We start from the raw sequence: 22,407 nt of genomic DNA, 5'->3' as shown, positions 1-22,407 counted from the left end.
TTCTCACAGCGAGGTGGCGGCGCGCGCGGCCTGGTCGTACAGGCCCGACAGGGCGCGCAGGGTATTGGCCAGCTGGTGGCTGGCATCGTCCGCGGCGGGGGAGTCGATGAAGGGTTTCACCAGGCATTGCTCGCGCACTTCGGCGTAGCGCTGGATCGCGGTGGCGCCGGCATCGGTGGTGGTGTAGATCACTTCCTTGCCGGTCTTGGCGCTTTGCACCACGCCCAGCCGCTCCAGCTTCTTGAGCGAATAGTTCACCAGGTGGGTGTCTTCGACATTGAGCGTGAAGCAGATGTCCGCCAGTTTCTTGCCGCGGCCGCGATGGAACACGTGGTTCAGCACCAGGATGTCCAGCGAGGTCAGCTCGGGCAGCCCGGCACAGGCCATGCAGCGGACCATCCAGCGGTTGAAGGCGTGCGAGGCGATGATCAGGCCGAACTCCACCTCGGACAGCTCCGGGGCGGACGAGGCAAGATGGGAGGAGGAAACAATGGCGTCCCGGACGGAAACGGACATGGGCGGCGGTGGGGACGGATCGACGACAAAACGTTGGCGAATTATTGACGATTTGTGGATATGGAGGCATCCGGGATAACCCGTGGATATAAGCCGCCCCGGGACATCATGACTGCCGGTTATTCAAGCCGCCGCGCCGCCCGCGGCCAACCGTGGGCGCTACGCGTTGCCCACGGACTCCTGCAGCAGCCCCAGGTCGGGCGGCCGGTTCTCGATGATGGCTTCCATGCTGAAGAACCCCGTCACCGTGGACAGCTCGAAATCGGTGATCAGCTTCTGGTAGAAGCGGTCGTACCCCGCGATGCCGCGGCAGACCACCTGGATCAGGTAGTCCCAGTCGCCGCCGATGCGGTAGAACCCGGTCACTTCGGGCAGGCGTTCCACGTGCTTGCGGAAACCGTCGGCCCATTCCTTGGCATGGTGGCTGGTGCGGATCATCACGAACACCGTCAGGTCCAGCCCGAGTTCCGCCAGGTTCACCTCGGCGCGGGTGCCGCGGATGATGCCGCAGGCGTTCAGCCGCTGCAACCGCCGCCAGCACGCGTTCTGCGACAACCCCACCCGATCGGCCAGCTCGCGCTGCGACAGCGAACCTTCGCGTTGCAGGCAGGAAATGATATTCAGATCAAACTTGTCTATTTTTTCCATATATTCGTTCAAACGATCGAATTTTGACGATTTTAAGGAAAATTTAGGTGAGGTTTCAAATTTCCTTCCATCGTATGATATTTCGCTAACTTTCCTGCCAGCCGTTTCATCGAATCCACACCATGTCCACCCAAGCGACCCCGGCCGCCACAGGGCCGTTGCGCCAGTTCCAGCAATCCCTGCAATCCCCCGACATCATCGCCAGCCTGGCCGACGGCCTGATCGGCAAGGACGCCGTCATCGAAGGCCCGTTCGGCCTCAAGCCGCTGGTCTACGCCGATTACGTGGCTTCCGGCCGCGCGCTCATGCAGGTCGAGCGCTTCGTGCTCGAGCACGTGCTGCCGTACTACGCCAATTCGCACACCGAGGCCTCGTTCTGCGGCGGTTTCATCACGCGCCTGCGGCGCGAGGCGCGCGCCGTGGTCGGCCGCTGCTGCGGCGCGGGCGACGAGCATGCCGTGATCTTCTCCGGCTCGGGCGCCACCATGGGCATCAACCGCCTGGTGCACCTGCTGGGCGTGCCGGCCGCGCTGGCGGCGGGCCGCAAGGTGCGCGTCGTCATGGGCCCCTACGAGCATCACTCGAACATCCTGCCGTGGCGTGAATGCGGCGCCGATATCGTGGTGTTGGCCGAAAGTGCGCAGGGCGGGCCGGACCTGGACGAGCTCGACGCCGCGCTGCAAGCGCCGGCGGGCACGCTGGTCATCTGCGCGCTGTCGGCCGCCTCCAATGTCACCGGCATCATCGCCGACGTCGAAGCGATCACGCGCCTCGTCAAGCGCGCCGGCGCCCGGATGATCTGGGACTACGCCGGCGGCGCGCCGTACCTGGACATCCGCATGACGCCCGCGCCCGACGCGCCCATCGACGCCATCGTGTTCTCGCCGCACAAGTTCATCGGCGGGCCCGGCGCCTCGGGCATCCTGATCGTGCGCCGCGACGCGGTCGTGCCGACCACGCCCACTTTCCCGGGCGGCGGCACCGTCAAGTTCGTCTCGCCCATGAACCACGACTACAGCGCCAGCCTGGAAGCGCGCGAAGAGGCCGGCACCCCCAACGTGGTCGGCGACATCCGCGCCGCGCTGGTGCTGCTGGTCAAGGAGGCGCTGGGCGCCGACCTGATGGCGCGGCGCAACGCCGCCTTCGTGCAGCGCGCGCTGGCCCGCTGGCAGGACCATCCCCGCCTGGAACTGCTGGGTTCATTGAGCGCGCCGCGCCTGCCGATCTTCTCGTTCCGCGTGCGCAACGGCCAGGGCGGCTACGTCCACCAGCAACTGGTCACGCGCATGCTGAGCGACCGCTTCGGCATCCAGGCCCGCGGCGGCTGCGCCTGCGCCGGTCCCTACGTGCATCATCTGCTGGAGATCGACGAGGCCGAATCGGCGCGCATGCGCCAGGCCATCCTCGACGGCCGCGAGATCGAAAAGCCGGGTTTCATCCGCCTGAACTTCAGCGTGCTGCTGTCGGACGCCAAGGCCGATTTCATCCTCGATTCGGTGCTGGCCCTGGCCGCGGACGCCACCGAGTTCGAAGACCGCTACGACTTCGACCCCGCCCGCGCCATCTTCTTCCCGCGGCCCGCGGCGGCGGCAACGGCCGCCTGACGCGCCTGGCCGTTGCGAAGCGCGCGGAGCCCGCCCGCGCGTTGCGGCGGCCGCGCTATTGCTTCATGTAGGGGCCGCAGGTGTCGATCCACGCGCTCTTGCGCGCGGCCAGGTTGTCCGAGCGGTCCTGCATCGCGCGCGCGGTCTGCTCGGGAAACTTCCCGCCGTTGCGCGCGCATTGTTCGTAGTCGTCGACCAGCGCGAACTCCATGTCCAGCAGGTCCAGCCGCCCCTGGCACAGCAGCCCGTTCAGTTCCTGCCAGTTGGCCGTCTCGCGCCCCTTCTGCACGCCCACGGCTTCCTGGTAGCGGGCCACGCCCGCGTCGAACCGCGCCACGCATTCCTCGGCCGCGTGGGCCGGCAGGGTACAGGCGAACAGGAAAAGGGCGGACAGGGGGCGAAGCGGGAACATGGACTGGGACTTCCGTTGCGGGCCGGCCGCGAATGCGATGGACGCATCATAACTGTCGTGCAATATCGGACCAGTCCAATAGGCAGGTCCGCGTGCGCAAAGCATATTGCTTTCCCTCGGAGCAGGAGGGAATGTGATGCGCAAGTTGCGCAAGTTGAAATATATCGCCAATCGGGCGCTGTTCAGGCTGTCGCCTGTTCTGGCCGAACGCGTGGGAATCGATTTCAGGCTGGATACGCCCAGCCGGGTATTTCTCGAGACGCGCGTGTTCGCCTATCTGAACCGGCTGGCCGCCTTACAGCGCGAACCGCAACAGTTGCTGTTCCTCGGCCTGGATAAGCACAACTGGCACTATCCCAGGCTGCTGCGCGCGACCTTCCATTCGTTGGATATCTCGCCGCGCAATGCGGTCTACGGCCGGCCGGGGCTGCACCGGATCGGCGATGCGCTCGACATGGCGGAACACTATGGCGCGGACGCCTTCGATGTGGTGGTCGCCAACGGCCTGCTTGGCTTCGGCATTGACGGCGAGGCCGGCCTGCGCCGCCTGCTGGCGCAATGCCACGCGGTGCTCAGGCCTGGCGGCGTGCTGGTGCTGGGCTACAACGATCTGCCGGAGCGCACGCCGTTTCCGGTCGAAGTGAGCCCGGAATTCGAAGAGTTCGTGCCCGCCATCGATGGGGTGATCGCTTCGCGCCACATGGTCGACGATCCCTATCGGCACGTTTACTGCTTTTGCCGCAAGAGTGGCTGAGGCTCGGACCGGGGCCGGGTGTCGAAGGGGCGTGTGACGGCTTCACTGTGAAAAAACCCAGTTTACCGTCGCCCGAAACTGTCCTACCGTGCATGACGAATCAGTCGCTGGCGACGCGCCCCGGCACGTCAGGCACCTTGGCCGGCCCCTGATGGCAAGTTCTGTTTTATCAACACGTTGCGTTGGAGATGAAAGAGAATGACCGATACCCTCATCCAGGTCGACCTGGCCCAGTCCCCCTACGAAAACAAGCAGATCCACAACCGCTGGCATCCGGATATCCCGATGGCCGTCTGGGTCAAGCCCGGCGACGATTTCATCCTGGAGACCTACGACTGGACCGGCGGCGCCATCAAGAACGACGACAGCGCCGATGACGTGCGCGACGTCGACCTTTCCACCGTGCACTTCCTGTCCGGCCCCGTCGGCGTCGAAGGCGCCGAGCCCGGCGACCTGCTGGTGGTGGACCTGCTGGACATCGGCGCCAAGCCCGACAGCCTGTGGGGCTTCAACGGCTTCTTCAGCCGCAACAATGGCGGCGGCTTCCTTACTGACCATTTCCCCCATGCGCAGAAATCCATCTGGGATTTCCATGGCATGTTCACCTCGTCGCGCCACATCCCGGGCGTCAGCTTCGCCGGCCTGATCCATCCCGGCCTGATCGGCTGCCTGCCCGACAAGAAGCTGCTGGACACCTGGAACCAGCGCGAGCAGGCGCTGATCGACACCAACCCGAACCGCGTGCCGCCGCTGGCCAATCCGCCCGCGCCCAAGACGGCGCACATGGGCGCGCTGCAAGGGGCCGACCGCGACCGCGCGGCGGCCGAGGGCGCGCGCACCGTGCCGCCGCGCGAGCATGGCGGCAACTGCGACATCAAGGACCTGTCGCGCGGCGCGCGGGTGTTCTTTCCGGTCTACGTCAAGGGCGGCGGCCTGTCGGTGGGCGACCTGCACTTCTCGCAGGGCGACGGCGAGATCACCTTCTGCGGCGCCATCGAAATGGCCGGCTGGGTGCACATGCGCGTCACGTTGATCAAGGGCGGCATGGACAAGTACGCCATCCTCAACCCGATCTTCAAGCCCAGCCCGATCACGCCGGCCTACAAGGACTTCCTGATCTTCGAAGGCATCTCGGTGGACGAGGGCGGCAAGCAGCACTACCTGGACGTGAACGTGGCCTATCGCCAGGCCTGCCTGAACGCCATCGAATACCTGAAGAAGTTCGGCTATTCGGGCGCGCAGGCGTACTCGATACTGGGTACGGCGCCGGTGCAGGGGCACATCAGCGGGGTGGTGGACATTCCCAACTCCTGCGCCACGCTGTGGCTGCCGACCGAGATCTTCGATTTCGACATCCAGCCGTCGGCCTCCGGTCCGGTCAAGCACATCAAGGGCGGCATCGACATGCCCTTGTCGCGCGACCGCTAGGCCTTGCGCGCAGGAGACCGACATGCCCATGTATGACTACGCCTGCGCCGATTGCGGCGAATTCACGGCGCTGCGGCCGCTGGCGCAGTGGCGCGACCCGGCCGACTGTCCGCGATGCGGCGCGGCCTCGAACCGCATCGTCGGCGGCGCGCCCGCGATCTCGGCGCTGTCGTCGGCCGTCAACCGTGCCCATGCCGCCAACGAACGCAGCGCCAACGAACCGCGCAGCTCGCGTTCGGGCCACGGCATGAACTGCGGTTGCTGTTCGGGCGCCCGCCGGTCCGGCAAGACCCGCGCCACGCCCGACGGCGCCAAGTCCTTCGCCGGTTCGCGGCCCTGGATGATCAGCCACTGACGGCGGTTGCGATCCCTGTCGCTGGCGGCCCGCGCTGCGGGCCGCCAGCGACGGTTCACAGCAGGCGGCGGCGCGGCCGGCAAGGCGCGTGATGCCACCGCGTGCAAGGCTCGCGGCGAGCAATCGAGCGGGGTGGCGGCTACGCTGCCTTTTATTGCGGCGCCGCTTCCAATGGCGCCACGGCGGCGCCCTGGATCTTGTGGCGCGCCAGCGCCTCGGCCACGAACCCGCTTTTCTTCATCGCTTCGACAAAGGCGGCCAGGTACGCGCTCGCCTTGGCGCCGCGGCTCTTGGGCACGCCCATGGCCTGGCGGATCAGCATGAAGTGGCCGTCCAGCAGGCGCAGGCCGCCCAGGCGGTGCGCGTCGGCCTCCAACTGTTGCCTGACGCCGGCCGCCACTTCCATGTTTTCCTTCACGAAGGTGTCGACCACGGCGGGCGAGGTGGGCGCGCGAAAGAGTTCGGCGTGCTTGATCTCGCGCGTCAGGTACAGGTCATAGGCGCTGCCCTTGCCGACCACCACGCGCTGGCCGGGTCGGTCCACTTCTTCCATGCGGGTGATGGGGGAATCGTCGCGCACCAGGTAGGCGCCTTCGATCACCACGTAGGGCGCGGTGAAGGCGATCTGTTCGCCCCGCAGCGGATCGATCGCGAAGAAGCCCACGTCAGCCTGTTCGGCGGCGACCGCGTTGACCGATTCGCCGGCGGACTTGAACACCACCAGCTCCAGTTTCACGTCGAGCCGGCGCGCCAGTTCGGTGGCCAGGTCGACCGACACGCCGCCGGGCGCGCCGGTGTCGGGATGGGTGTTGGCAAGGATGGGATTGCCCAGGTTGATGGAGGCGCGCAGCGCGCCGGTCGGGGCAAACGCGTCGAGCAGTTCGTGATCGGTCTTCATGGGTCTTCCTTCCTTGGGGGGCATTTTCCGGCGCGGCGGCGCTATTGCGCGCGCCGCAGCACGTAGTGCGGCGCCAGCGGGCCGGTGGGCCGGGTGCCGTCGCGGTACAGCATGATCACCTGGTTCTCGGCGATGAAATAGCGCTGGCTGTCGCCCGAGGCGTCCAGGCGGATGGTGCTGCCATCGGATTCCCAGCTGAAGGTGCCGGCGACCGTTTCAGGCTGCGGCTCGCGGTCCAGGTACTGGGTGGCGCGCTCGTAGCGGCCGTCCTGCATCAAGGTCAGGCGGGTGCGGATGCCGGGGCAATCGGCGCAAGGCAGGGTGCCTTCGTAGCTGCCCGGCCAGTCGAGCGAATCGCGCGCCGTGTGATTGTCCACGGGCACGGAACGCGCGCTGATCGGTTTGGAGGGGGCGCAGCCGGCAAGCAGGGCGACTGTCAGGGTGCAGGTCAAGGTGGTTCTCATCATGGCGAGCTCCTGTGTTGCGGTGCGCCCACGATACGGACGCATGCCCATCCTTGCTGAAACGGGATGTAAAGGCAAGCGCGGCGCGCCCGTCGTGGATGCGTGGGATCCCGCCGGGCCCGTCGGCCGGAGCGCGTCAGCGCGGGGCCGCGGCCAGCAGGCCCGGATGGGGCGCGCGGGCGATGAGGATGGTGCCCGTCAGCGACTCGGTGCAGAACAGGGTGCGGCCGTCCTCGCCGCCAAAGGCCAGGTTGGTGGTCGACATGCCGTTGGGGCTGCGCCAGACGATCACCGGCTCGGCGCGATGGTTCAGCAGCCACACGTAGCCCAGGCCCGGATTGCAGACCAGCAGATTGCCTTCGCGGTCCACCGCCAGTCCGTCCGGGCCGCTGGGACCGTACGAGGTGAAGAACTGGCTCACCTTGCTGACGCTGCCGTCCGCCATCAGCGGCACGCGCCAGACGCAGTTGCCGCGCGTCACCGCCAGGTACAGCACCTTGCCGTCCGGCGACAGCGCCACGCCGTTGGGGCTGGGCACGTTGTCGAGCAGGCAATCCAGCCGGCCGTCGGGGCGCAGGCGGTACAGCCGGCCGCTGGGATCGTGCAGGCCGCTCTGGCCCTGGTCCGTGAAGTAGATATTGCCGTGCGCATCGAAGATCAGGTCGTTCACGCCCTTGAAGCGCTCGCTGTTGCGGCGGGCCAGGTAGGGCGCGACCTGGCCGCTGGCCACGTCCAGGACCATCAGGCCATTCTTGTAGTCCGTGATCAGCAGTCGGCCGTCGTCCAGGAACTTCATGCCGTTGGGCTCGCCGTCGTATTCTGTCACCAACGACCATTGGCCGTCGGGTCCGATGCGGAACACCCGCCCCCACGGAATGTCGGTGACGTACAGGTTGCCGTGGCGATCGAACACCGGGCCTTCCAGGAACGAATCGACCGGCGCGCCGCCGCGGTTGGCGTCGGCCCAGTCGCTGCGCTGGGGGCGGCGGAAGTTGTCGGGCATGGCGCTCCATGCGTCCAATTGCGCCACCTGGGGCGGTTGCGGGAAAAACATGGCGTCTCCTCGGTGTCTATTTGGCGTCGTAGCCGATGCTGCGGGCCACGTTGCCCCACATCACGTTGCTGTCGGCCAGGATGCGGCCGAATTCCGCCGCGTCGGCGGCGCGCGGCTCGGCGCCCATCTTGGTGGCGAAGGTCTGCATTTCCTCCGACGCCATGGCCTTGGTGACTTCGCGTTGCAGGCGTTCTGTGACTTCCGGCGGCGTGCCCTTGGGCGCCCACAGGCCGGTCCAGTTGACCACGCCGAAATCCTTCACGCCAGCCTGCGCGAATGTCGGCACGTCGGGAAGCACCGCCAGCCGCTTGGCGCCGCTCACGGCCAGCAGGCGCAACTGTCCACCCTGCGCCGGCCCCATCAGGCCGGTGGTCGAGGCGAACTGGAAGTCGATCACCTTGCCCAGCACCGCCTGCGTGGCTTCGGCGGCGCCCTTGAACGGCACGTGCATGAATTTCACGCCCGTCGCCCGCGCCAGCCCTTCGGCGGCAAAGTGCGGCGTGGTGCCGGCGCCGCCCGAGCCGTACGTCACCGAGTCGGGCTTGGCGCGCGCCCGCGCCAGCAGGTCGTCGAGCGTGCGATAGGGGCTGTCGGCCGCCACCGCCAGCGCCATGGGCGCGAAGATGAAGGCCGTGACCGGCTGCAGGTCCGCCGCCGGATCGAAAGGCAGTTTCTTGAAGATGTGCGGCAGCAGCGAATAGGTGGTGTCGTTGGCCACCAGCGTGTAGCCATCGGCCGGCGCGCGGGCCACCTGGCTGACGCCGATGGTGCCGGTCGCGCCGGGCTTGTTCTCCACCACGAAACTCTGGCCGGTCTGCGTCGACAGCATCTGCGCGACCTTGCGCGTGGCCACGTCGACCGCGCCGCCCGGGCCGTAGGGCACCACGATCCGCACGGGGCGGTTGGGCCAGGCGTCGGCGGCATGGGCCACGCCGCCCGCCAGGAGTGTCGCGGCGGCCGCGACGAGCAGCGCGGCGCGCCGGGGCGAGAAGCGGGTTCGATTACGGTGATTCATTTGTCGTCCTCTGTTTTTATGCGGGAATGTCATTCGGCCTTGAGCCCTCGCTGGCCGCGTCATTCCTTGTGGATGCCGGCCTCGGCCAGAATACGGGCCGAGCGTTCCATCTGGTCGTCGATGAAGGCGCGGAATTCGGCGGCGGTCGAGCCCACCGGCTGCGCGCCGAGTTCCTGCAGGCTGTGGCGCAGCGCCGGGTCCTGCAGCGTGGCGCGCAACGCCTGCTCGATGCGCGCGGCCACCTCGGGCGGCACGCCGGCCGGCGCCAGCACGCCATTCCACTCGTACACCGAATACTGCGGCACGCCGCTCTCCGCGACGGTGGGCAGGTCGGGCAGCGCCGCGATGCGCTCGGGCGACGTGATCGCCAGCGCGCGCAGCTTGCCGCTCTTGACCAGCGGGTAGGACGCCGCCATGTTGCTGAACATCATGTCGATCTGGCCGCCCATCAGGTCGGTCAGCGCCGGCGCGCCGCCCTTGTAGGGGACGTGGGTGAGTTCCAGCTTGTTGCCCTGCGCGTACCAGGCGGCGGCGATGTGTTGGGCGGTGCCCTGGCCGGGCGTGCCGAACGTCAGGTGGCCCTTGCGCGCGGCGGTCGTGAGGTCTTCGATGCGCTGGTAGGGCGACTGCGCCGGCACCACCAGGAGGTTGGGCGTCAGGCTGATCAGCGAGATCGGCAGGAAATCCCGCCGGCTGTCGTAGCTGAGTTTCTTGTAGAGCGAGGGATTGATGGCGAACGCCGTGGCGTCGTAGAGCAGCGTGTAGCCGTCGGCGGCGGCGTGCGCCACGCTGGCCGCGCCGATGGTGCCGCTGGCGCCGGGCTTGTTCTCGACCACGACGGTCTGGCCCAGGCGCGCGCCCAGTTTCTGGGCCACCAGGCGGGCCTGGGCATCGGCGGCGCCGCCGGCGGAATAGGGCACCACCAGCTTGAGCGCGCGGTCGGGGTAGTCGGCGGCGGCCACGCTGGCGCAGAACGCAAGCGCCAGGGGTAAAAGGCGGAACAGTTTCACGAGATCGTCTCCTTGTGGAAAGCGCGCCGCCTGTGCCGGCGGCTGCGCCTGGTTTGCGGTTTTCAGCGTTTCAGACCGTGGCGATGGGCGTGGCTGGCGAGCCGGCCGCGCCTGGCAGGCGCAGCGGGGGCGCGGTCAGCAGGAAGCGGTGGCGCCCGTTGGCGCGCAGCCAGCGCGCCAGCGGCGTCAGCCACCACAGTTCACCCAGGTGGATGCCGTTCTTGAACAGGCAGTGCTCGTGCAGCGGCAGGCGCGGGCGGCGCAGCGGCGTGGCCGCGCCCCCCAGGGCTACCGGCCGCACCAGCTCGACGGCGGGGTTGTCGGCAATCAGGCACGCCAGGCGCGTGTCGACGATCCAGCGCAGCAGGCGCGCATCGTCGCCGTCCAGGCCGCTGCCGGTGGCGTGCAGGCGCGCGACGTCGGGCTGGCGGTTCATCGACATCAGCGTGTCGCCGAAGCCGGTGTGCAGGCACACCATGTCGCCCGGCTCGATGGCCACGCCGTCGGCCTCCAGGATGCGCATCAGCGCGTCGTAGCCCACGGCGGTGCGCGTGCGGCCGACATGGGCCTCCAGGTCGATCAGCACGGCGCGGCCCTGCACGCCATGTTCGGCCAGTTGCTCGATGCCGAGCGCCCCGGCGCGGGGGCCGGGAAAGCGGGCCCAGTCCGCCACGGCTTGCGGATCCTCCGCGGCCGCCAGGATTTCGGCGCCGGCCCGAAAGCCGTTGTAGAACACCGCCTCGGCCTGCCCGTCGCCATCGGCATCGAACCGGCTGCCCATGTGCGCCAGGCTGTCCCACTGGGTGGAATACTGTGTGTTCATCAGCAGCACGTCGTCGCACACCACGTCCGTGAGCAGCGGGTCTTCCGACGCGTAGGACCAGCAAAAGCCCTGGGCCCCGGCGCTCTTGCCATCGCGCAGCGTGGCGTAGCGCTGCGGCGGCAGGCGCCGCGGGTTCAGCGCCATGCCGCCCGGCACGTCCAGCGGCAGCGACAGGCAGAACGTCAGGCCCTCGCGGACCTCCGCGATGCCCTGCAGCACCTTGGCGCGGTCCACCAGATTCATGCGGCCGCGCTGGTCGTCGGGTCCGAATTCGCCCCAGTTGCTGTCCGGCGGCGCATGCTTCCATCGTTGCGGCATGGCGCGGCTCCTCAGGCGGGGGCGGCCGCGCGGGCCAGCACGTCCAGCGCATTGCGCGCGGCGGCCACGCCCATGTTGACGTAGGCGGCGCTGGTCACTCCGCCGACGTGCGGACTGAGGAGAATGCGCGGCTCCTGCTGGAAGGGGTGGCCGGCCGTCATCGGCTCGACGGCGAAGCTGTCCAGGCCGGCGGCGCGCACCTGGCCCGAGCGCACCGCCTGCAGCAACGCGTCTTCGTCGACCAGGCCGCCGCGCGCGGTGTTGACCAGGACCACGCCAGGCTTGCACTGCGCCAGCGTCGCCGCATTGACCAGGCCGCGGTTCTCGTCGGTCAGCGGGCAATGCAGCGACACCACGTCGGCCTCGCGCCAGATCGCGTCCAGCGGCACGCTGGCGATGTACTCGGGCAGATCGCGCGCGTAGGGATCGAAGCCGATCACGCGCATGTTCAGGCCGTGCGCCATGGCGGCCATGCGCCGGCCGATGGCGCCCAGGCCCACCAGGCCGATGGTCTTGCCGTCCAGTTCCAGGCTCTTGTGCGTCGACTTGTCCCAGTGTCCGGCGCGCATGCGCCCATCCAGGCCCACGACCGATTTGGCGCAGGCCAGCAGCAGCGCCAGGGCATGCTCGGCCACGGCGGCGGCGTTCACGCCCACGGCGGCCACGACCTGGATGCCGCGCTGGGCGGCGGCGGCTTTGTCGATGGTGTCGGTGCCGCTGCCGTGCTTGGAAATCACGCGCAGCGCGGGCGCGGCGTCCATGGCGGCGGCGCCCACCTTGCTGTAGCGCACGATGATGGCAACCGGGTTGTGCTCGCGGCACAAGGACACGATGCCCTCTTCGCTGGGCGTCTTGCCGGCAAACACCAGATTGAAATCCTGCAGCAGCGCGACGGCTTCCGGGGCCAGGTCGGCCGCGGTCACGACGATGGCGGCCTTGCCTGTGGCGATGTTGTTCACAGCGCTTCCCCTTCCTTGAGCACGCCGGCGGCGCGCAGCGCGGCCGTCAGCCACTTGGCCTCGGTGTCGCCGGCCTGGATCGCGGCGATGCGCGCGGCCTCGTCGCGCACCTTCTTTTCGGCGGCCGGCAGCAGGCCTTCGATTTTCTCGCGTTCGACCACCACTACGCCGTCGGCGTCGCCGATGACGAAGTCGCCGGGATGCACGGTCACGCCGCCGACCGACACGGGATGGCCGATGCGGCCGGGCACGTTCTTGGTGGGGCCGTTCGGGTTGGTGCCGGCGGCGAACACCGGATAGTCCATTTCGATGATCTCCACGCTATCGCGCGCCGCGCCATCCATCACCACGCCGGCGATGCCCAGCTTGCGGCAGGCGTTCATCATGATGGTGCCCATCAGCGCCGAGCTGAGGTCGCCCTTGCCGTCGATCACCAGCACGTCGCCCGGCTTGGCCAGCGAAATCGCGGCATGGATCATGAGGTTGTCACCGGGGCGCACTTCCACCGTCAGCGCCGTGCCGGCCAGCTTCATGCCGGGGTGCAGCGGGCGGATGCGGCCGCTGAGCGCGCCGCGGCGGCCGGCCACGTCGGCCAGGATGGCCGGTTGCAGTGCCGCCGCGCGGCGCACGATGTCGGCGCCGACGCGCGGGAAGTCCTTGATGATGTCCTGGTTTGCCATGAGTGTTCCTGTGGAGGTGAGAGTCGGAAGGGCAGGGTCAGGCCGGCTTGATGCCGGCGTCGCGGATGACCTTGCCCCATTTGTCGAAGTCCGCCCTGCGGGTGGTGTCCAGGGCCTGCGGCGTGCCGCCGGCCAGCGTGATGCCGAGCTGCTCGGCCAGCGCCGTCAGCGCCGGGCTCTGCAAGGCGCGTCCGATCCCGGCGTTGAGCCGGGCGATGACGGGCGCGGGCGTGGCGGCGGGGGCGAACACGGCCTGCCATTGCTCCACCACGAAATCGCTGAAGCCGGCCTCGGCCATGGTTGGCACCTGCGGCAAGGCCGGCAGGCGCCGCGCCGACGTGGCGGCGAGCGCGCGCAGCGCGCCGGTCTGCACGTGCGGCAGCGCGGCCGCCGCGGGAATGAAGGCGAATTGCACCTGCCCGGCCAGCGTGTCCTGCAGCGCGGGCGTGTCGCCCTTGTAGGGCACGTGCAGGAACCGCGCGCCGCTCTTTTGCTGCAGCAGCTCGCCCTGCATGTGCAGGATCGTGCCCGTGCCGCCCGAGGCATACGCCAGGCTCTGGGGCGCCTTTTTCGCGGCCGCGATCAGGTCGGCGACCGTGTGGAACGGCTGCTCCCTGCCCACCACCAGAAGATGGGGAATGGTGCCGATCATGATGACGGGCGCGAAGTCCGCCACCGGGTCATAGGTCAGCTTGCCGAGCACGTGCGGCGCGATCGCCTGGGGTCCGATCGAGGTGCCCAGCAGCGTCAGGCCGTCCGGCTCGGCGCGCGCCACGCGGGCTGCGCCAATGGTGCCGGTGGCGCCGGGACGGTTGTCGACGATCACGCGCGTGGCCAGCAGCGCGTCCAGTTGCTGCGCGATGGCGCGGCCCAGCACGTCGGTGCTGCCGCCGGCCGGATAGGGCACCACCCAGGTGATGGCCTTGCCGCCGGGCCAATCCTGCGCGGCGCGCGCGCCGAAGGCCGCGCCGGCCGCCACGGCCGCGCCCAGCGCGAGGAAGCGCCGGCGCGAGAGGAAGTAAGAGGTCTGCATGCGTTGTCTCCGTGTTGTTCTGGTATTCATGCCGCAAAGCCGTACAGGGTCGCCGGGTTGTGCACCAGGACCTGGCGCAGCCGGGCGCTGCCGGCCCAGTCGGCCAGCCGATCGAGCTGGCGCGCGTCGTCGGGCATGGGCTGCATGCCGGCCGACGCCGAGGCGTGGGGCCAGTCGCTGCCCCAGACGATGCGTTCGGGATTGGCGTCGAGATAGCCGCGGGCCAGCGCGTCCAGCGCGGGATCCTCGACGCTGTGGCGCGGGCTGACGAGGTAGCCGCCCGACAGCTTGAGCCAGGCGCGGCCCTGGCCGAGCAGGCGCAGCACCAGGGCATGGGCCGGATGCGCGCCGGCCTGCGCCGGACTGATGCGGGCCATGTGATCGAACACGATCGGCGCCGGCAGGGCCGACAGCAGGCCATCCAGTTGCGCCAGCCGCTCGGGCGGCATCAGCAACTGCACATGCCAGCCCAGCGGGGCGACCCGCGCCGCCAGCGGCAGCACCTGGTCGATGGTGCTAGTGACCCCCAGCGAGAGATTGAGCCGGATGCCGCGCACGCCAGCGTCGTGCAAGGCTTGCAGTTGCGCGTCACTTTCGCTGCCATCGATCACCGCCACCCCGCGCGCCTGCTCGCCCAGTTGCGCCAAGGCGTCGAGCATGGGGCGGTTGTCGGCGCCATAGGTCGACGGCGTGACCAGCACCGCGCGCTGGATGCCAAGGCGGGCCTGGATCGCGCGGTACTGCGCCATGGACGCGTCCGGCGGCAGCAGCCTTGCGCCCTTCACCGTCGGGTAGCGGGCGTCATACGCGTGGAGGTGGCAGTCGCACGCCCCGGGCGGGGCGGCGGTGGCCGGCCTGGCGTCGCCGCTGGAGTAGGCGTAAAGGGCAGCCACGGCCGGATCACTCCACCTTCGCGCCCGAGTCCTTGACGATCTTGCCCCAGCGGATGCGGTCGTCGTGGATCAGCCTGGTGAACGCTTCCGGGGTGTCGGTGAGCACGCGCGCGCCCTGTTCCTGGTACTTGACGCGCAGCTCCGGCGTCTGGAGCGCCTTGTTGAACTCGGCATTCAGGCGCTGCACGATGTCCTTGGGCGTGCCGGCCGGCGCGGCCAGGCCGAACCAGGTCACGGCCTCGAAGCCGGGGAAGCCGCGCTCGGCGATGGTGGGCACGTCGGGCATGTCGGGCACGCGCTGCGCCGAGGTCACCGCCAGCGCCCGCATCTTGCCGTTGCGCACGTGGCCGATGAGCGTCGGCACGGAAGACAGATACATGTCGATCTGCCCGCCGATCAGGTCGTTGGACGCCTGCGCCGCGCCCTTGTAGGGGATGTGCGTGAGCTGGATGCCCGCCGCGTTCTGCAACTGCACCGCCGCCAGGTGGGCCACCGTGCCATTGCCGGAGCTGGCGAAGTTCAATGTCCCCGGCTTGGCCTTGGCCGCCGCGATCATGTCCTCGAAGGTCTTGAGCGGCGAGTTGGCCGGCACCACGATCACCAGCGGCGCATCGGCGACCAGGCCGATGGCGGTGAGGTCCTTCTCGGGGTCGTAGGGCAGCTTGGCGTACAGCGTCGGGTTGATCGCCAGGTTGCTGGTCTGGCCCAGCACCAGGGAATACCCGTCCGGCGCCGACTTGGCGACGGCGTCCACGCCGATGTTGCCGCCCGAGCCGGGCCGGTTTTCGGTGACGATGTTCCAGCCGGTGTTGCCGGCCACCTTGATCGCCGCTTCGCGGGCCAGCACGTCGGTGCCGCCCCCGGGCGGGAACGGCACGATCAGCCGGATGGGTTTGTCGGGGTAGCCCTGGGCCGCGCCCAGGCTGCTCATGCACACAAGGGCCAGGCCCGATAGCAAGCGTGCGAACGGCTTCATGTTTTGTCTCCGATGTTTGTTTTTGATGGGAGGAATTGTCGGGGGATGTTCCACCTAATACAATACGAGTTCATACAGCGGAACATGTTTCATATGATGAACGATGACCTGACCCCGGAATCCCCCGACGCGCCGGGCGAAGAGGGCGTAGTGGCGGTGCGCCGCGCGATGCGGATCCTCGAAGCCTTTGGCGTGGAGGACCCCCATCTGTCGCTGGCGGAACTGAGCCGGCGCACCGGCTGCCATCGCTCCACCGTGCTGCGGCTGGCGCGCACGCTGGCCATGGACGATTACCTGGCGCAGCGGCCCGACGGCACCTGGCGCCTGGCGCGCGCCGCCGGCTGGCTGGGCGCGTGTTACCAGGCCACCTTCAACATCGTCGAGGTGGTCCAGCCGATCCTGCGCGAGCTGTCGGCGGCAACCGGCGAAAGCGCGACGTTCTACGTGCGCGAAGGCAAGCAGCGCATCTGCATGGCGCGGGTCGAGGGCCCCAAGTCGATCCGGCACCACGTGCGCGTCGGCGCGGCCCTGCCGCTGGAACTGGGCAGCCCGGGCCGCGTGCTGCTCGCCTTTTCCGGCGAACCGGGCGAACCGTATGAATCGGTGCGCCGCGCCGGCTACATGGTGTCGCTGGGGGAGCGCGATCCCGAGGTCTCCAGCATCTCCGCGCCGGTCTATGGCATCAACTGGACGCTGCAAGGAGCTGTCTGTATTTCGGGGCCGATTTCGCGCCTGGGCGAAAGCGTGCTGCATGAGTTGAAGGAACCGATCCTCGCCGCGGCCAGCCGCCTGTCGCGCTCGCTGATGGGGGCGCGGCAAGGGCAGGGGGCCTGACGCCGCTGCGGCGACCGGCCAGGCCTTGCGCCGTGGCCCGCATGTCCGCCGCCGCCCGCCATCCTGGCCGTATCGGCGCGGCGCGCCGAGGCGGGCCGCGCTACGCTCATCGGCGGCAGCGCTCGTCGCCGTCCCCCGCCCGACGCATGCGCTACGCTATCTATCTTTGCGCGCCGGCGTGGCGCGCCGCGAGGAAGCCGCAATGAAAGGCGAACACCATTACGACGTCGGCGTGACCTGGACCGGCGATACCGGCAAGGGCACCGCCAGCTACACCGCTTATGCCCGCGACCACGTGATCCAGTCGCCGGGCAAGCCCGATATCGCCGGTTCGGCCGATCCCGCATTCCGCGGCGACGCGGCGCGCTGGAATCCGGAGGACCTGCTGGTGGCCTCGCTGTCGGCCTGCCACAAGCTCTGGTATCTGCACCTTTGCGCGGTCGAGAACATCATCGTCACGGCCTACCGCGATGACGCGCAAGGTGTCATGCGCGAAGATCCGCAACGCGGCGGCGCCTTCGTCTCGGTCACGCTACGGCCCGAGGTCACCATCGCCGCGGGCGGCGACGCCGGCCTGGCCGAGGCCCTGCATGCCCGCGCGCATCATTTCTGCTTCATCGCCAATTCGGTCAACTTCCCCGTGCTGTGCGAGCCGCGCATCGTCGTGGCCGGCTGACGCGCCGCTCGAAGGGGGCTTGCGATGCTGACGATCTGGGGCCGGCGCAGTTCCTTCAACGTGCAGAAGGTCCTGTGGCTGGCGGGCGAACTGGGCCTGGCGTATGAGCACGTGCCGGCCGGCGGCCAGTTCGGGCTGCTCGATACGCCCGACTTCCTGCGGATGAATCCCCATGGCCGGGTGCCGCTGCTGCGCGACGGCGACACGGTGGTGTGGGAGTCGCACGCGATCCTGCGCTACCTGGCCGCGCGCCATGGCGCCGACGCCTTCTGGTCGGCCGATCCGGCGCGACGCGCGCGCGCCGATGGCTGGATGGACTGGGCCCAGACCGCGTTGCAGCCGGCCTTCCTGGCCGGCGTGTTCTGGGGCTATTACCGCACCCCCGAAGCGCAGCGCGACCTGCCGGCCATCGCGCGCAGCCTGGCCGCCACCCATGCCTGCCTGCGCCAGCTAGATGCGGTGCTGGCCGCGCAGCCCTACCTGGACGGCCAGGCGCTGACACTGGCCGACATTCCCGCGGCCACCGCGCTGTACCGCTACTACGAGCTGGACATCGACCACGAGCCCCTGGCCCACGTGCGGGCGTGGTACGAGCGCCTGCGCGAACGCCCCGCCTACCGCGAACACGTCATGGTGCCGTTCGGCGAGTTGAAGGGCCGGCTGGATTTCTGAGGGCGCGCTGGCCTGTTAAGCTGTCCCATGGCCGGCGCGAAGGCGCGCCGGCACTATCTTTGCGACGTGGCTTCCCCATGCTCCTGCCTCTTGCCGACTGGCCGCAACGCGCGCCTGACCTGGGTATCGCCGGCCTGCGCCTGCGTCCCTTGCGCGACACCGACGCGACACACTGGTATGCCTATCTGCGCGACGACAACGTGACCCGCCACACCAGTTGGCAGCTGGACGGCCCGGACGCGCTGGCGCCATTGATCCGCGGCTATGCCGACCCTGCCGCCAGCCACTGCGTGCGCCTGGCCATCGTCGAGGCCGACGACCGCCTGATCGGCACGATCGGGTTCAACGAGATCGCGCCGGGCGCGCGTCGCGCCGAAATCGCCTACGACCTCGCGCCTTCGCACTGGCGCCGCGGCATCGCGTCGCGGGCCTGCGAGGCCATGACCGCGTGGGCCCTGCAGACGCTGGGCCTGACGCGGGTGCAGGCCACGGTGCTGGACACCAATACCGCCTCGGCCGGCGTGCTGGAACGCTGCCATTTCCACCGCGAAGGGCTGCTGCACCATTACCGGCAGGTGCGCGGCGAGCCGCGCCATTTCTGGATGTACGCGCGCATCTGGCCGCCCGCGCTGGTCGGCGCCGAATGCGGTTAGCCCGCCTTTCCGTTCCCGTGGGCCCGGCCTTGCCGGGCCGCGACCCACTTTTTCCGAGAGAACCATGACGTCCGCCCTGATCGTGATCGACGTGCAACGCGCCCTGTTCGAGACCACGCCTGAACCCGCCGATGCCAGCGCCGTGCTGGCGCGCATCAACGACCTGGCCGAGCGCGCCCGCGCCGCCGCCGCGCCCGTGGTCTACGTGCAGCACGAGGCGGCCGGCAGCCCGCTGGCGCAAGGCGAACCCGGATGGCAGCTGGATACGCGCCTGCGGCCGGCCGACGGCGACATCCGGATACGCAAGAGCACCCCCGATTCGTTCCTGCGCACCGGCCTGGGCGAGGCCTTGTCGCAGGCGGGCGTCACGCAGCTGGTGGTGTGCGGCTACGCCAGCGAATTCTGCGTCGACACCACCGTGCGCCGCGCCGCGGCGCTGGGCTATCCGGTCACCTTGGCGGCCGACGCCCACACCACCCAGGACAAGCCGCACGCGCCAGGCGCGCAGATCCGCGCGCACCACAACACCACGCTCTCGTCGATGACCAGCTTCGGCGTGAAGATCGCCGCCGTGCCGGCGGCCGACATTGCCTTCGGCCAGGCGAGGTAGCGGCCCATGGATCCCGAACTGCTGCAGCTGCTGGTGACGCGCACCATGCCTTTCGGCAAGTACCAGGGGCGCCTCATCGCCGACCTGCCGGGGCCGTACCTGGCCTGGTTCGCGCGCAAGGGTTTTCCGCCGGGCGAACTGGGGCGCCTGCTGGCGTTGATGCACGAGCTGGACCACAACGGCCTGTCGTCCTTGCTGGCGCCCTTGCGCCAGCCGCCGGCGGCGCGCTGAACGGCGCCGGGGAAACCGCAAGAAACAAATCTCGCGGCTGGCGTAGCGTCTTGGCACGCCCCGCGGGCGCGCGTGGGGCTACGATAGACCGGCGCGTCACCGGGCGGGGTATCTGGCCCGGGCGCGACCAACAAAGAGAGGTCGTCATGAAGAAACTCCCGTTCACCGCCGTCCTGCTGGCCCTGGCCTGCCTGGGCGGCGCGGCCCAGGCGCAGAACGCGGCGCCGGTCACGCAGGAATTCCAATATCCCAGCCAGCGCTCCAAGGACGGCAGCCTGTCGCCGCCTTCCACCTTGCGCATGACCGTCACGCCCGATCCGAACTCGGCGCCGGCCGTGATCCGCGACACGCCCGAGAGCCAGGCGCAATACGTGCGCTGCCGCGAGGTCTCGGACCGCGCCGCCGTCTCCAACGCCCAGATGCAGGCCGGGGTCGCCCAATGCCTGCGCGAACTGGAGCAGCGCCGCCAGCAGCAGTAAGCGCCGCGCCCGCGGGGCTTGGCCCGGCCGGCCCGCTGCACGTCGGGCTCGGTCAGGTCAGCCCGCTTCAGGTCAGCCCGCTTCAGGTCGGACCTGGTCAGGCCGGGCCGGCCGCCGTGGCGGCCCGGGCCGAGCCGCGCGCCCAGTGCCAGGTCATCAGGCCGGCCGCCAGCACCACCGGCAGCATGGCGGCGTTCAGGACCTCCCAGCCAAACGCGTCCAGCGCCGGCCCGGCGGCCAGCGTCGCCACCGCGGTGGCGGCATAGCGCAGCATCTCGGCCGCGCCCTGGGCGCGGGCGCGCTCGGACGGGCGGTACGACTGTGCCAGCAGCGTGGTGCCGCCCACGAACATGAAATTCCATCCCACTCCCAGGCAGAACAGCGCCGCGTAGAACGCCGGCAGCGACGGCGAGGCCATCGCGATCAGCGCGCAGGCCACGTTCAGCAGCATGCCCGCGCCCAGCACCTTGGCCAGGCCAAAGCGCTGGATCAGCGCGCCCGCGAAAAAAGCCGGCGCGTACATGCCGACCAGATGCCACTGCATGATGTTGGCGCCGTCGCCGATGCTGTGGCTGCACGCCACCGCCGCCAGCGGCGCGGCCGTCATGATGAACATCATCGACACCGATCCCACCACGTTGTTGGCCAGCGCGGCGATGAACACCGGCTGGCGCGCCACCGCGCGCAGCGGCCGCGGCGGCAGCCCGGCCTGCGCCTCGCCCGCGGCCACGGACGTTTCGGTATCGCGATAGAAACCGAACAGCAGGGCGGCGGACAACAGCGCCAGCAGCGCCACCATCAGGTAGGCGCCGGCGAACGCCACCGGCGCGAACAGGTCGCGGCTCCAGGCCGCCAGCGCCGGCCCGGCGATCGCGGCGATGACGCCGCCGGTCATCACCACCGAAATCGCGCGGCTCTTGGCGGCCGGTTCCACCGCGTCCGCCGCCGCCAGCCGGTAGTACTGCGCGAACGCCTGGAACACGCCCACCAGCGCGGTGCCCGCGCAGAAGGCCCAGAAGTGGTCGTGGAACACCGCCCACACCGAGATGCCGCCGCCCGCCGCGCCGGCCAGGGCGCCCAGCGCGAAGCCGTTGCGGCGGCCGATGCGCTGCATCAGCAGCGAAGCGAACCACGTCACGACAGCGCCGGCGACGGTGATCAGCGCGAACGGCAGCGTCGACAGCGCCTTGTCCGGCGCCAGCATGTGGCCGGTCAGCGCGGTCAGCGTCAGGTCGATGGAAATCGCGGCGATGAACAGGCCCTGGCACACGGCCAGGATACGGGCGTTGCGGCGGCCCGTGGCGGGCGAGGGCGAGGAGGGCATGGGAAAGGAAGGGGCGGACAGGTCGGGTTTGACAGGCCCCACTGTATCGACGCACACTTTGGCGTGAATGACATAATTCCCTCAAAAAACGCCAATCCGTCATGACCCACCACGTCGCCTTCCTGCTGGTGCCCGATTTCCAGCTGCTGGACATGTCCGGCCCCGCGGCCGTGTTCCAGACCGCCGGCCGTTTCGCGCGGACGGCGGCTGGCCCGGCATACCGGGTCCACGTCGTGTCCGAGCATGGCGGCGAAGTGCGTAGTTCCTGCGGCATTGGCGTGCAGACGCGACCGTGGCGCGGCACGCCGGCCGATACCCTGGTGGTGCCGGGCGGCGAGGGCGCGCGCGAAACCGCCGTCACCGCCGCCTTGCGCGCCCGCCTGCTGGCCCAGCGCCAACAGGGCCGGCGGCTGGCCAGCGTGTGCACCGGCGCGCTGGTGCTGGCCGCCGCCGGCCTGCTCGATGGGCTGCGCGCCACCACCCATTGGCGCCATGCCGCGGCGCTGGCGCGCAACCATCCCACGGTCCGGGTCGAGCCCGACCGCATCCATGTGCGCGACGGCGACACCTGGACGTCGGCCGGCATCACCGCCGGCATCGACCTGGCGCTGGCCATGGTCGAGGCCGACCTGGGGGTGGACGTGGCGGCCGAGACCGCGCGCGAAATGGTGGTCTACCACCGGCGTTCGGGCGGCCAGTCGCAGTTCTCGGCCCTGCAGGACCTGGCGCCCGACAGCGAACGCATGCGCGCCGTGCTGGAGCATATCCGCGGCAACCTGGGCACGGCGCTGACGGTGGAACAACTGGCTGGGGTCGCCTGCGTCAGCCCGCGCCAGTTCCTGCGCAGCTTCAAGGCCGAGACCGGCGAAACGCCCGCCAAGGCGGTCGAGCGCATTCGCGCCGAGACCGCGCGCGCGCAGATCGAACAGGGCGATGGCAGTATCGACAGCGTCGCCCGGCGGGTCGGCTTCACCGACAGCGAACGCATGCGCCGCGCCTTTCTGCGGGTCTACGGCCAGCCGCCACAGGCGCTGCGGCGCGCGGCGCGCAATGCCGCGTTGGCATGAAACGGGTGAAACGGTAATAAT

General features: G+C 69.5%; 27 protein-coding genes. 12 read left to right on the top strand and 15 right to left on the bottom strand.

Features of this window, described 5'->3' with window-relative positions; translation table 11 throughout:
- Window positions 1–3: 3 nt before the first annotated feature.
- Window positions 4–516 carry a winged helix DNA-binding protein gene (locus tag AT699_RS19855; protein ID WP_054498689.1) on the bottom strand — a complete coding sequence of 171 codons (513 nt, stop codon included), beginning with the start codon at window positions 514–516 and terminating at the stop codon, window positions 4–6.
- Window positions 517–675: 159 nt separating this feature from the next.
- Entirely contained in the window at window positions 676–1,164 is a 489-nt protein-coding gene (locus AT699_RS19850) for an Lrp/AsnC family transcriptional regulator (protein ID WP_006385018.1), read from the bottom strand.
- A gap of 122 nt (window positions 1,165–1,286) precedes the next feature.
- Between AT699_RS19850 and AT699_RS19845 the strand changes: the two genes are divergently transcribed.
- Window positions 1,287–2,768 carry an aminotransferase class V-fold PLP-dependent enzyme gene (locus tag AT699_RS19845; RefSeq protein ID WP_024069585.1) on the top strand — a complete coding sequence of 494 codons (1,482 nt, stop codon included), beginning with the start codon at window positions 1,287–1,289 and terminating at the stop codon, window positions 2,766–2,768.
- A gap of 55 nt (window positions 2,769–2,823) precedes the next feature.
- Here the strand turns inward: AT699_RS19845 and AT699_RS19840 are convergent, their stop codons facing one another.
- A complete protein-coding gene (locus AT699_RS19840; RefSeq protein WP_006385020.1) occupies window positions 2,824–3,180 on the bottom strand; it encodes a hypothetical protein in 357 nt (118 codons plus the stop codon).
- 136 nt (window positions 3,181–3,316) lie between these two features.
- On the opposite strand from AT699_RS19840, the gene AT699_RS19835 reads away from it, so the two are divergent.
- The 3 genes from AT699_RS19835 to AT699_RS19825 all read left to right on the top strand — a co-directional run bounded on the left by AT699_RS19835 (window position 3,317) and on the right by AT699_RS19825 (window position 5,717).
- Window positions 3,317–3,934 carry a class I SAM-dependent methyltransferase gene (locus AT699_RS19835; RefSeq protein WP_006385021.1) on the top strand — a complete coding sequence of 206 codons (618 nt, stop codon included), beginning with the start codon at window positions 3,317–3,319 and terminating at the stop codon, window positions 3,932–3,934.
- Window positions 3,935–4,132: 198 nt separating this feature from the next.
- Window positions 4,133–5,362, top strand: coding sequence for a formamidase (gene fmdA, locus AT699_RS19830; protein ID WP_024069584.1), 1,230 nt, complete (start codon window positions 4,133–4,135; stop codon window positions 5,360–5,362).
- Window positions 5,363–5,384: 22 nt separating this feature from the next.
- Entirely contained in the window at window positions 5,385–5,717 is a 333-nt protein-coding gene (locus tag AT699_RS19825) for a zinc ribbon domain-containing protein (RefSeq protein ID WP_020928519.1), read from the top strand.
- Between the two features lie 151 nt (window positions 5,718–5,868).
- On the opposite strand, the gene AT699_RS19820 is transcribed toward AT699_RS19825, so the two are convergent.
- The 11 genes from AT699_RS19820 to AT699_RS19770 form a co-directional block, all read right to left on the bottom strand.
- Entirely contained in the window at window positions 5,869–6,615 is a 747-nt protein-coding gene (locus AT699_RS19820; RefSeq protein ID WP_006385024.1) for an ABC transporter substrate-binding protein, read from the bottom strand.
- A gap of 41 nt (window positions 6,616–6,656) precedes the next feature.
- Window positions 6,657–7,082, bottom strand: coding sequence for a copper resistance protein NlpE (locus AT699_RS19815; protein ID WP_006385025.1), 426 nt, complete (start codon window positions 7,080–7,082; stop codon window positions 6,657–6,659).
- A 133-nt stretch (window positions 7,083–7,215) separates the two neighbouring features.
- Window positions 7,216–8,133 (bottom strand): SMP-30/gluconolactonase/LRE family protein, encoded by a 918-nt coding sequence (locus AT699_RS19810; protein ID WP_024069583.1) that lies wholly within the window; start codon window positions 8,131–8,133, stop codon window positions 7,216–7,218.
- 16 nt (window positions 8,134–8,149) lie between these two features.
- A complete protein-coding gene (locus tag AT699_RS19805) occupies window positions 8,150–9,148 on the bottom strand; it encodes a Bug family tripartite tricarboxylate transporter substrate binding protein (RefSeq protein WP_024069582.1) in 999 nt (332 codons plus the stop codon).
- Window positions 9,149–9,207: 59 nt separating this feature from the next.
- Complete coding sequence (locus tag AT699_RS19800) at window positions 9,208–10,158, bottom strand: Bug family tripartite tricarboxylate transporter substrate binding protein (protein WP_006385028.1); 951 nt, start codon at window positions 10,156–10,158, stop codon at window positions 9,208–9,210.
- Window positions 10,159–10,228: 70 nt separating this feature from the next.
- Window positions 10,229–11,299, bottom strand: a complete 1,071-nt coding sequence (locus AT699_RS19795) for a cyclase family protein (RefSeq protein WP_006385029.1) — start codon at window positions 11,297–11,299, stop codon at window positions 10,229–10,231.
- An 11-nt stretch (window positions 11,300–11,310) separates the two neighbouring features.
- Window positions 11,311–12,258 (bottom strand): NAD(P)-dependent oxidoreductase, encoded by a 948-nt coding sequence (locus AT699_RS19790; RefSeq protein ID WP_024069581.1) that lies wholly within the window; start codon window positions 12,256–12,258, stop codon window positions 11,311–11,313.
- Complete coding sequence (locus AT699_RS19785; RefSeq protein ID WP_006385031.1) at window positions 12,255–12,938, bottom strand: RraA family protein; 684 nt, start codon at window positions 12,936–12,938, stop codon at window positions 12,255–12,257. Before AT699_RS19785 ends, AT699_RS19790 begins: the two co-directional genes overlap by 4 nt.
- Window positions 12,939–12,975: 37 nt before the next feature.
- Window positions 12,976–13,971 carry a Bug family tripartite tricarboxylate transporter substrate binding protein gene (locus AT699_RS19780; RefSeq protein ID WP_024069580.1) on the bottom strand — a complete coding sequence of 332 codons (996 nt, stop codon included), beginning with the start codon at window positions 13,969–13,971 and terminating at the stop codon, window positions 12,976–12,978.
- Between the two features lie 26 nt (window positions 13,972–13,997).
- Entirely contained in the window at window positions 13,998–14,864 is an 867-nt protein-coding gene (locus AT699_RS19775; protein ID WP_038503988.1) for an amidohydrolase family protein, read from the bottom strand.
- Window positions 14,865–14,871: 7 nt separating this feature from the next.
- On the bottom strand, window positions 14,872–15,840 hold the full coding sequence (locus tag AT699_RS19770; protein ID WP_024069578.1) for a Bug family tripartite tricarboxylate transporter substrate binding protein: 969 nt from the start codon (window positions 15,838–15,840) through the stop codon (window positions 14,872–14,874).
- 84 nt (window positions 15,841–15,924) lie between these two features.
- Here AT699_RS19770 and AT699_RS19765 point away from each other — a divergent pair, with 84 nt between their 5' ends.
- The 7 genes from AT699_RS19765 to AT699_RS19735 all read left to right on the top strand — a co-directional run bounded on the left by AT699_RS19765 (window position 15,925) and on the right by AT699_RS19735 (window position 19,995).
- The gene (locus AT699_RS19765) at window positions 15,925–16,674 is read left to right on the top strand and encodes an IclR family transcriptional regulator (RefSeq protein ID WP_232067155.1); all 750 of its coding nucleotides are present in this window, start codon (window positions 15,925–15,927) and stop codon (window positions 16,672–16,674) included.
- Window positions 16,675–16,876: 202 nt separating this feature from the next.
- Window positions 16,877–17,350 (top strand): OsmC family protein, encoded by a 474-nt coding sequence (locus tag AT699_RS19760; protein WP_058207431.1) that lies wholly within the window; start codon window positions 16,877–16,879, stop codon window positions 17,348–17,350.
- A 24-nt stretch (window positions 17,351–17,374) separates the two neighbouring features.
- Entirely contained in the window at window positions 17,375–18,022 is a 648-nt protein-coding gene (locus AT699_RS19755; protein WP_006385036.1) for a glutathione S-transferase family protein, read from the top strand.
- A 77-nt stretch (window positions 18,023–18,099) separates the two neighbouring features.
- Entirely contained in the window at window positions 18,100–18,675 is a 576-nt protein-coding gene (locus AT699_RS19750) for a GNAT family N-acetyltransferase (RefSeq protein WP_024069575.1), read from the top strand.
- A gap of 64 nt (window positions 18,676–18,739) precedes the next feature.
- Window positions 18,740–19,285: a cysteine hydrolase family protein gene (locus AT699_RS19745; RefSeq protein ID WP_024069574.1), complete on the top strand. Its 546-nt coding sequence runs from the start codon at window positions 18,740–18,742 to the stop codon at window positions 19,283–19,285.
- Between the two features lie 6 nt (window positions 19,286–19,291).
- Window positions 19,292–19,516 (top strand): DUF3820 family protein, encoded by a 225-nt coding sequence (locus AT699_RS19740; RefSeq protein WP_006385039.1) that lies wholly within the window; start codon window positions 19,292–19,294, stop codon window positions 19,514–19,516.
- 146 nt (window positions 19,517–19,662) lie between these two features.
- Window positions 19,663–19,995: a hypothetical protein gene (locus tag AT699_RS19735; protein WP_006385040.1), complete on the top strand. Its 333-nt coding sequence runs from the start codon at window positions 19,663–19,665 to the stop codon at window positions 19,993–19,995.
- Window positions 19,996–20,092: 97 nt separating this feature from the next.
- On the opposite strand, the gene AT699_RS19730 is transcribed toward AT699_RS19735, so the two are convergent.
- Window positions 20,093–21,319, bottom strand: coding sequence for an MFS transporter (locus AT699_RS19730; RefSeq protein WP_024069573.1), 1,227 nt, complete (start codon window positions 21,317–21,319; stop codon window positions 20,093–20,095).
- 101 nt (window positions 21,320–21,420) lie between these two features.
- On the opposite strand from AT699_RS19730, the gene AT699_RS19725 reads away from it, so the two are divergent.
- Complete coding sequence (locus AT699_RS19725) at window positions 21,421–22,386, top strand: GlxA family transcriptional regulator (protein ID WP_024069572.1); 966 nt, start codon at window positions 21,421–21,423, stop codon at window positions 22,384–22,386.
- Window positions 22,387–22,407: the final 21 nt, after the last annotated feature.

The organism is Achromobacter xylosoxidans, assembly GCF_001457475.1.
Lineage (GTDB): Bacteria > Pseudomonadota > Gammaproteobacteria > Burkholderiales > Burkholderiaceae_B > Achromobacter > Achromobacter xylosoxidans.
Note: the sequence above shows the minus strand (reverse complement) of the source record. Positions and strands in the feature narration are given on the sequence as shown.

Excerpts from the sequence above, each read along its gene's own strand:
- AT699_RS19855 (WP_054498689.1), bottom strand. The coding sequence starts at position 516 with ATGTCCGTTTCCGTCCGGGACGCCATTGTTTCCTCCTCCCATCTTGCC.
- AT699_RS19850 (WP_006385018.1), bottom strand. The coding sequence starts at position 1,164 with ATGGAAAAAATAGACAAGTTTGATCTGAATATCATTTCCTGCCTGCAA.
- AT699_RS19845 (WP_024069585.1), top strand. The coding sequence starts at position 1,287 with ATGTCCACCCAAGCGACCCCGGCCGCCACAGGGCCGTTGCGCCAGTTC.
- AT699_RS19840 (WP_006385020.1), bottom strand. The coding sequence starts at position 3,180 with ATGTTCCCGCTTCGCCCCCTGTCCGCCCTTTTCCTGTTCGCCTGTACC.
- AT699_RS19835 (WP_006385021.1), top strand. The coding sequence starts at position 3,317 with ATGCGCAAGTTGCGCAAGTTGAAATATATCGCCAATCGGGCGCTGTTC.
- fmdA (WP_024069584.1), top strand. The coding sequence starts at position 4,133 with ATGACCGATACCCTCATCCAGGTCGACCTGGCCCAGTCCCCCTACGAA.
- AT699_RS19825 (WP_020928519.1), top strand. The coding sequence starts at position 5,385 with ATGCCCATGTATGACTACGCCTGCGCCGATTGCGGCGAATTCACGGCG.
- AT699_RS19820 (WP_006385024.1), bottom strand. The coding sequence starts at position 6,615 with ATGAAGACCGATCACGAACTGCTCGACGCGTTTGCCCCGACCGGCGCG.
- AT699_RS19815 (WP_006385025.1), bottom strand. The coding sequence starts at position 7,082 with ATGATGAGAACCACCTTGACCTGCACCCTGACAGTCGCCCTGCTTGCC.
- AT699_RS19810 (WP_024069583.1), bottom strand. The coding sequence starts at position 8,133 with ATGTTTTTCCCGCAACCGCCCCAGGTGGCGCAATTGGACGCATGGAGC.
- AT699_RS19805 (WP_024069582.1), bottom strand. The coding sequence starts at position 9,148 with ATGAATCACCGTAATCGAACCCGCTTCTCGCCCCGGCGCGCCGCGCTG.
- AT699_RS19795 (WP_006385029.1), bottom strand. The coding sequence starts at position 11,299 with ATGCCGCAACGATGGAAGCATGCGCCGCCGGACAGCAACTGGGGCGAA.
- AT699_RS19785 (WP_006385031.1), bottom strand. The coding sequence starts at position 12,938 with ATGGCAAACCAGGACATCATCAAGGACTTCCCGCGCGTCGGCGCCGAC.
- AT699_RS19780 (WP_024069580.1), bottom strand. The coding sequence starts at position 13,971 with ATGCAGACCTCTTACTTCCTCTCGCGCCGGCGCTTCCTCGCGCTGGGC.
- AT699_RS19770 (WP_024069578.1), bottom strand. The coding sequence starts at position 15,840 with ATGAAGCCGTTCGCACGCTTGCTATCGGGCCTGGCCCTTGTGTGCATG.
- AT699_RS19765 (WP_232067155.1), top strand. The coding sequence starts at position 15,925 with ATGTTTCATATGATGAACGATGACCTGACCCCGGAATCCCCCGACGCG.
- AT699_RS19760 (WP_058207431.1), top strand. The coding sequence starts at position 16,877 with ATGAAAGGCGAACACCATTACGACGTCGGCGTGACCTGGACCGGCGAT.
- AT699_RS19755 (WP_006385036.1), top strand. The coding sequence starts at position 17,375 with ATGCTGACGATCTGGGGCCGGCGCAGTTCCTTCAACGTGCAGAAGGTC.
- AT699_RS19750 (WP_024069575.1), top strand. The coding sequence starts at position 18,100 with ATGCTCCTGCCTCTTGCCGACTGGCCGCAACGCGCGCCTGACCTGGGT.
- AT699_RS19745 (WP_024069574.1), top strand. The coding sequence starts at position 18,740 with ATGACGTCCGCCCTGATCGTGATCGACGTGCAACGCGCCCTGTTCGAG.
- AT699_RS19740 (WP_006385039.1), top strand. The coding sequence starts at position 19,292 with ATGGATCCCGAACTGCTGCAGCTGCTGGTGACGCGCACCATGCCTTTC.
- AT699_RS19735 (WP_006385040.1), top strand. The coding sequence starts at position 19,663 with ATGAAGAAACTCCCGTTCACCGCCGTCCTGCTGGCCCTGGCCTGCCTG.
- AT699_RS19730 (WP_024069573.1), bottom strand. The coding sequence starts at position 21,319 with ATGCCCTCCTCGCCCTCGCCCGCCACGGGCCGCCGCAACGCCCGTATC.
- AT699_RS19725 (WP_024069572.1), top strand. The coding sequence starts at position 21,421 with ATGACCCACCACGTCGCCTTCCTGCTGGTGCCCGATTTCCAGCTGCTG.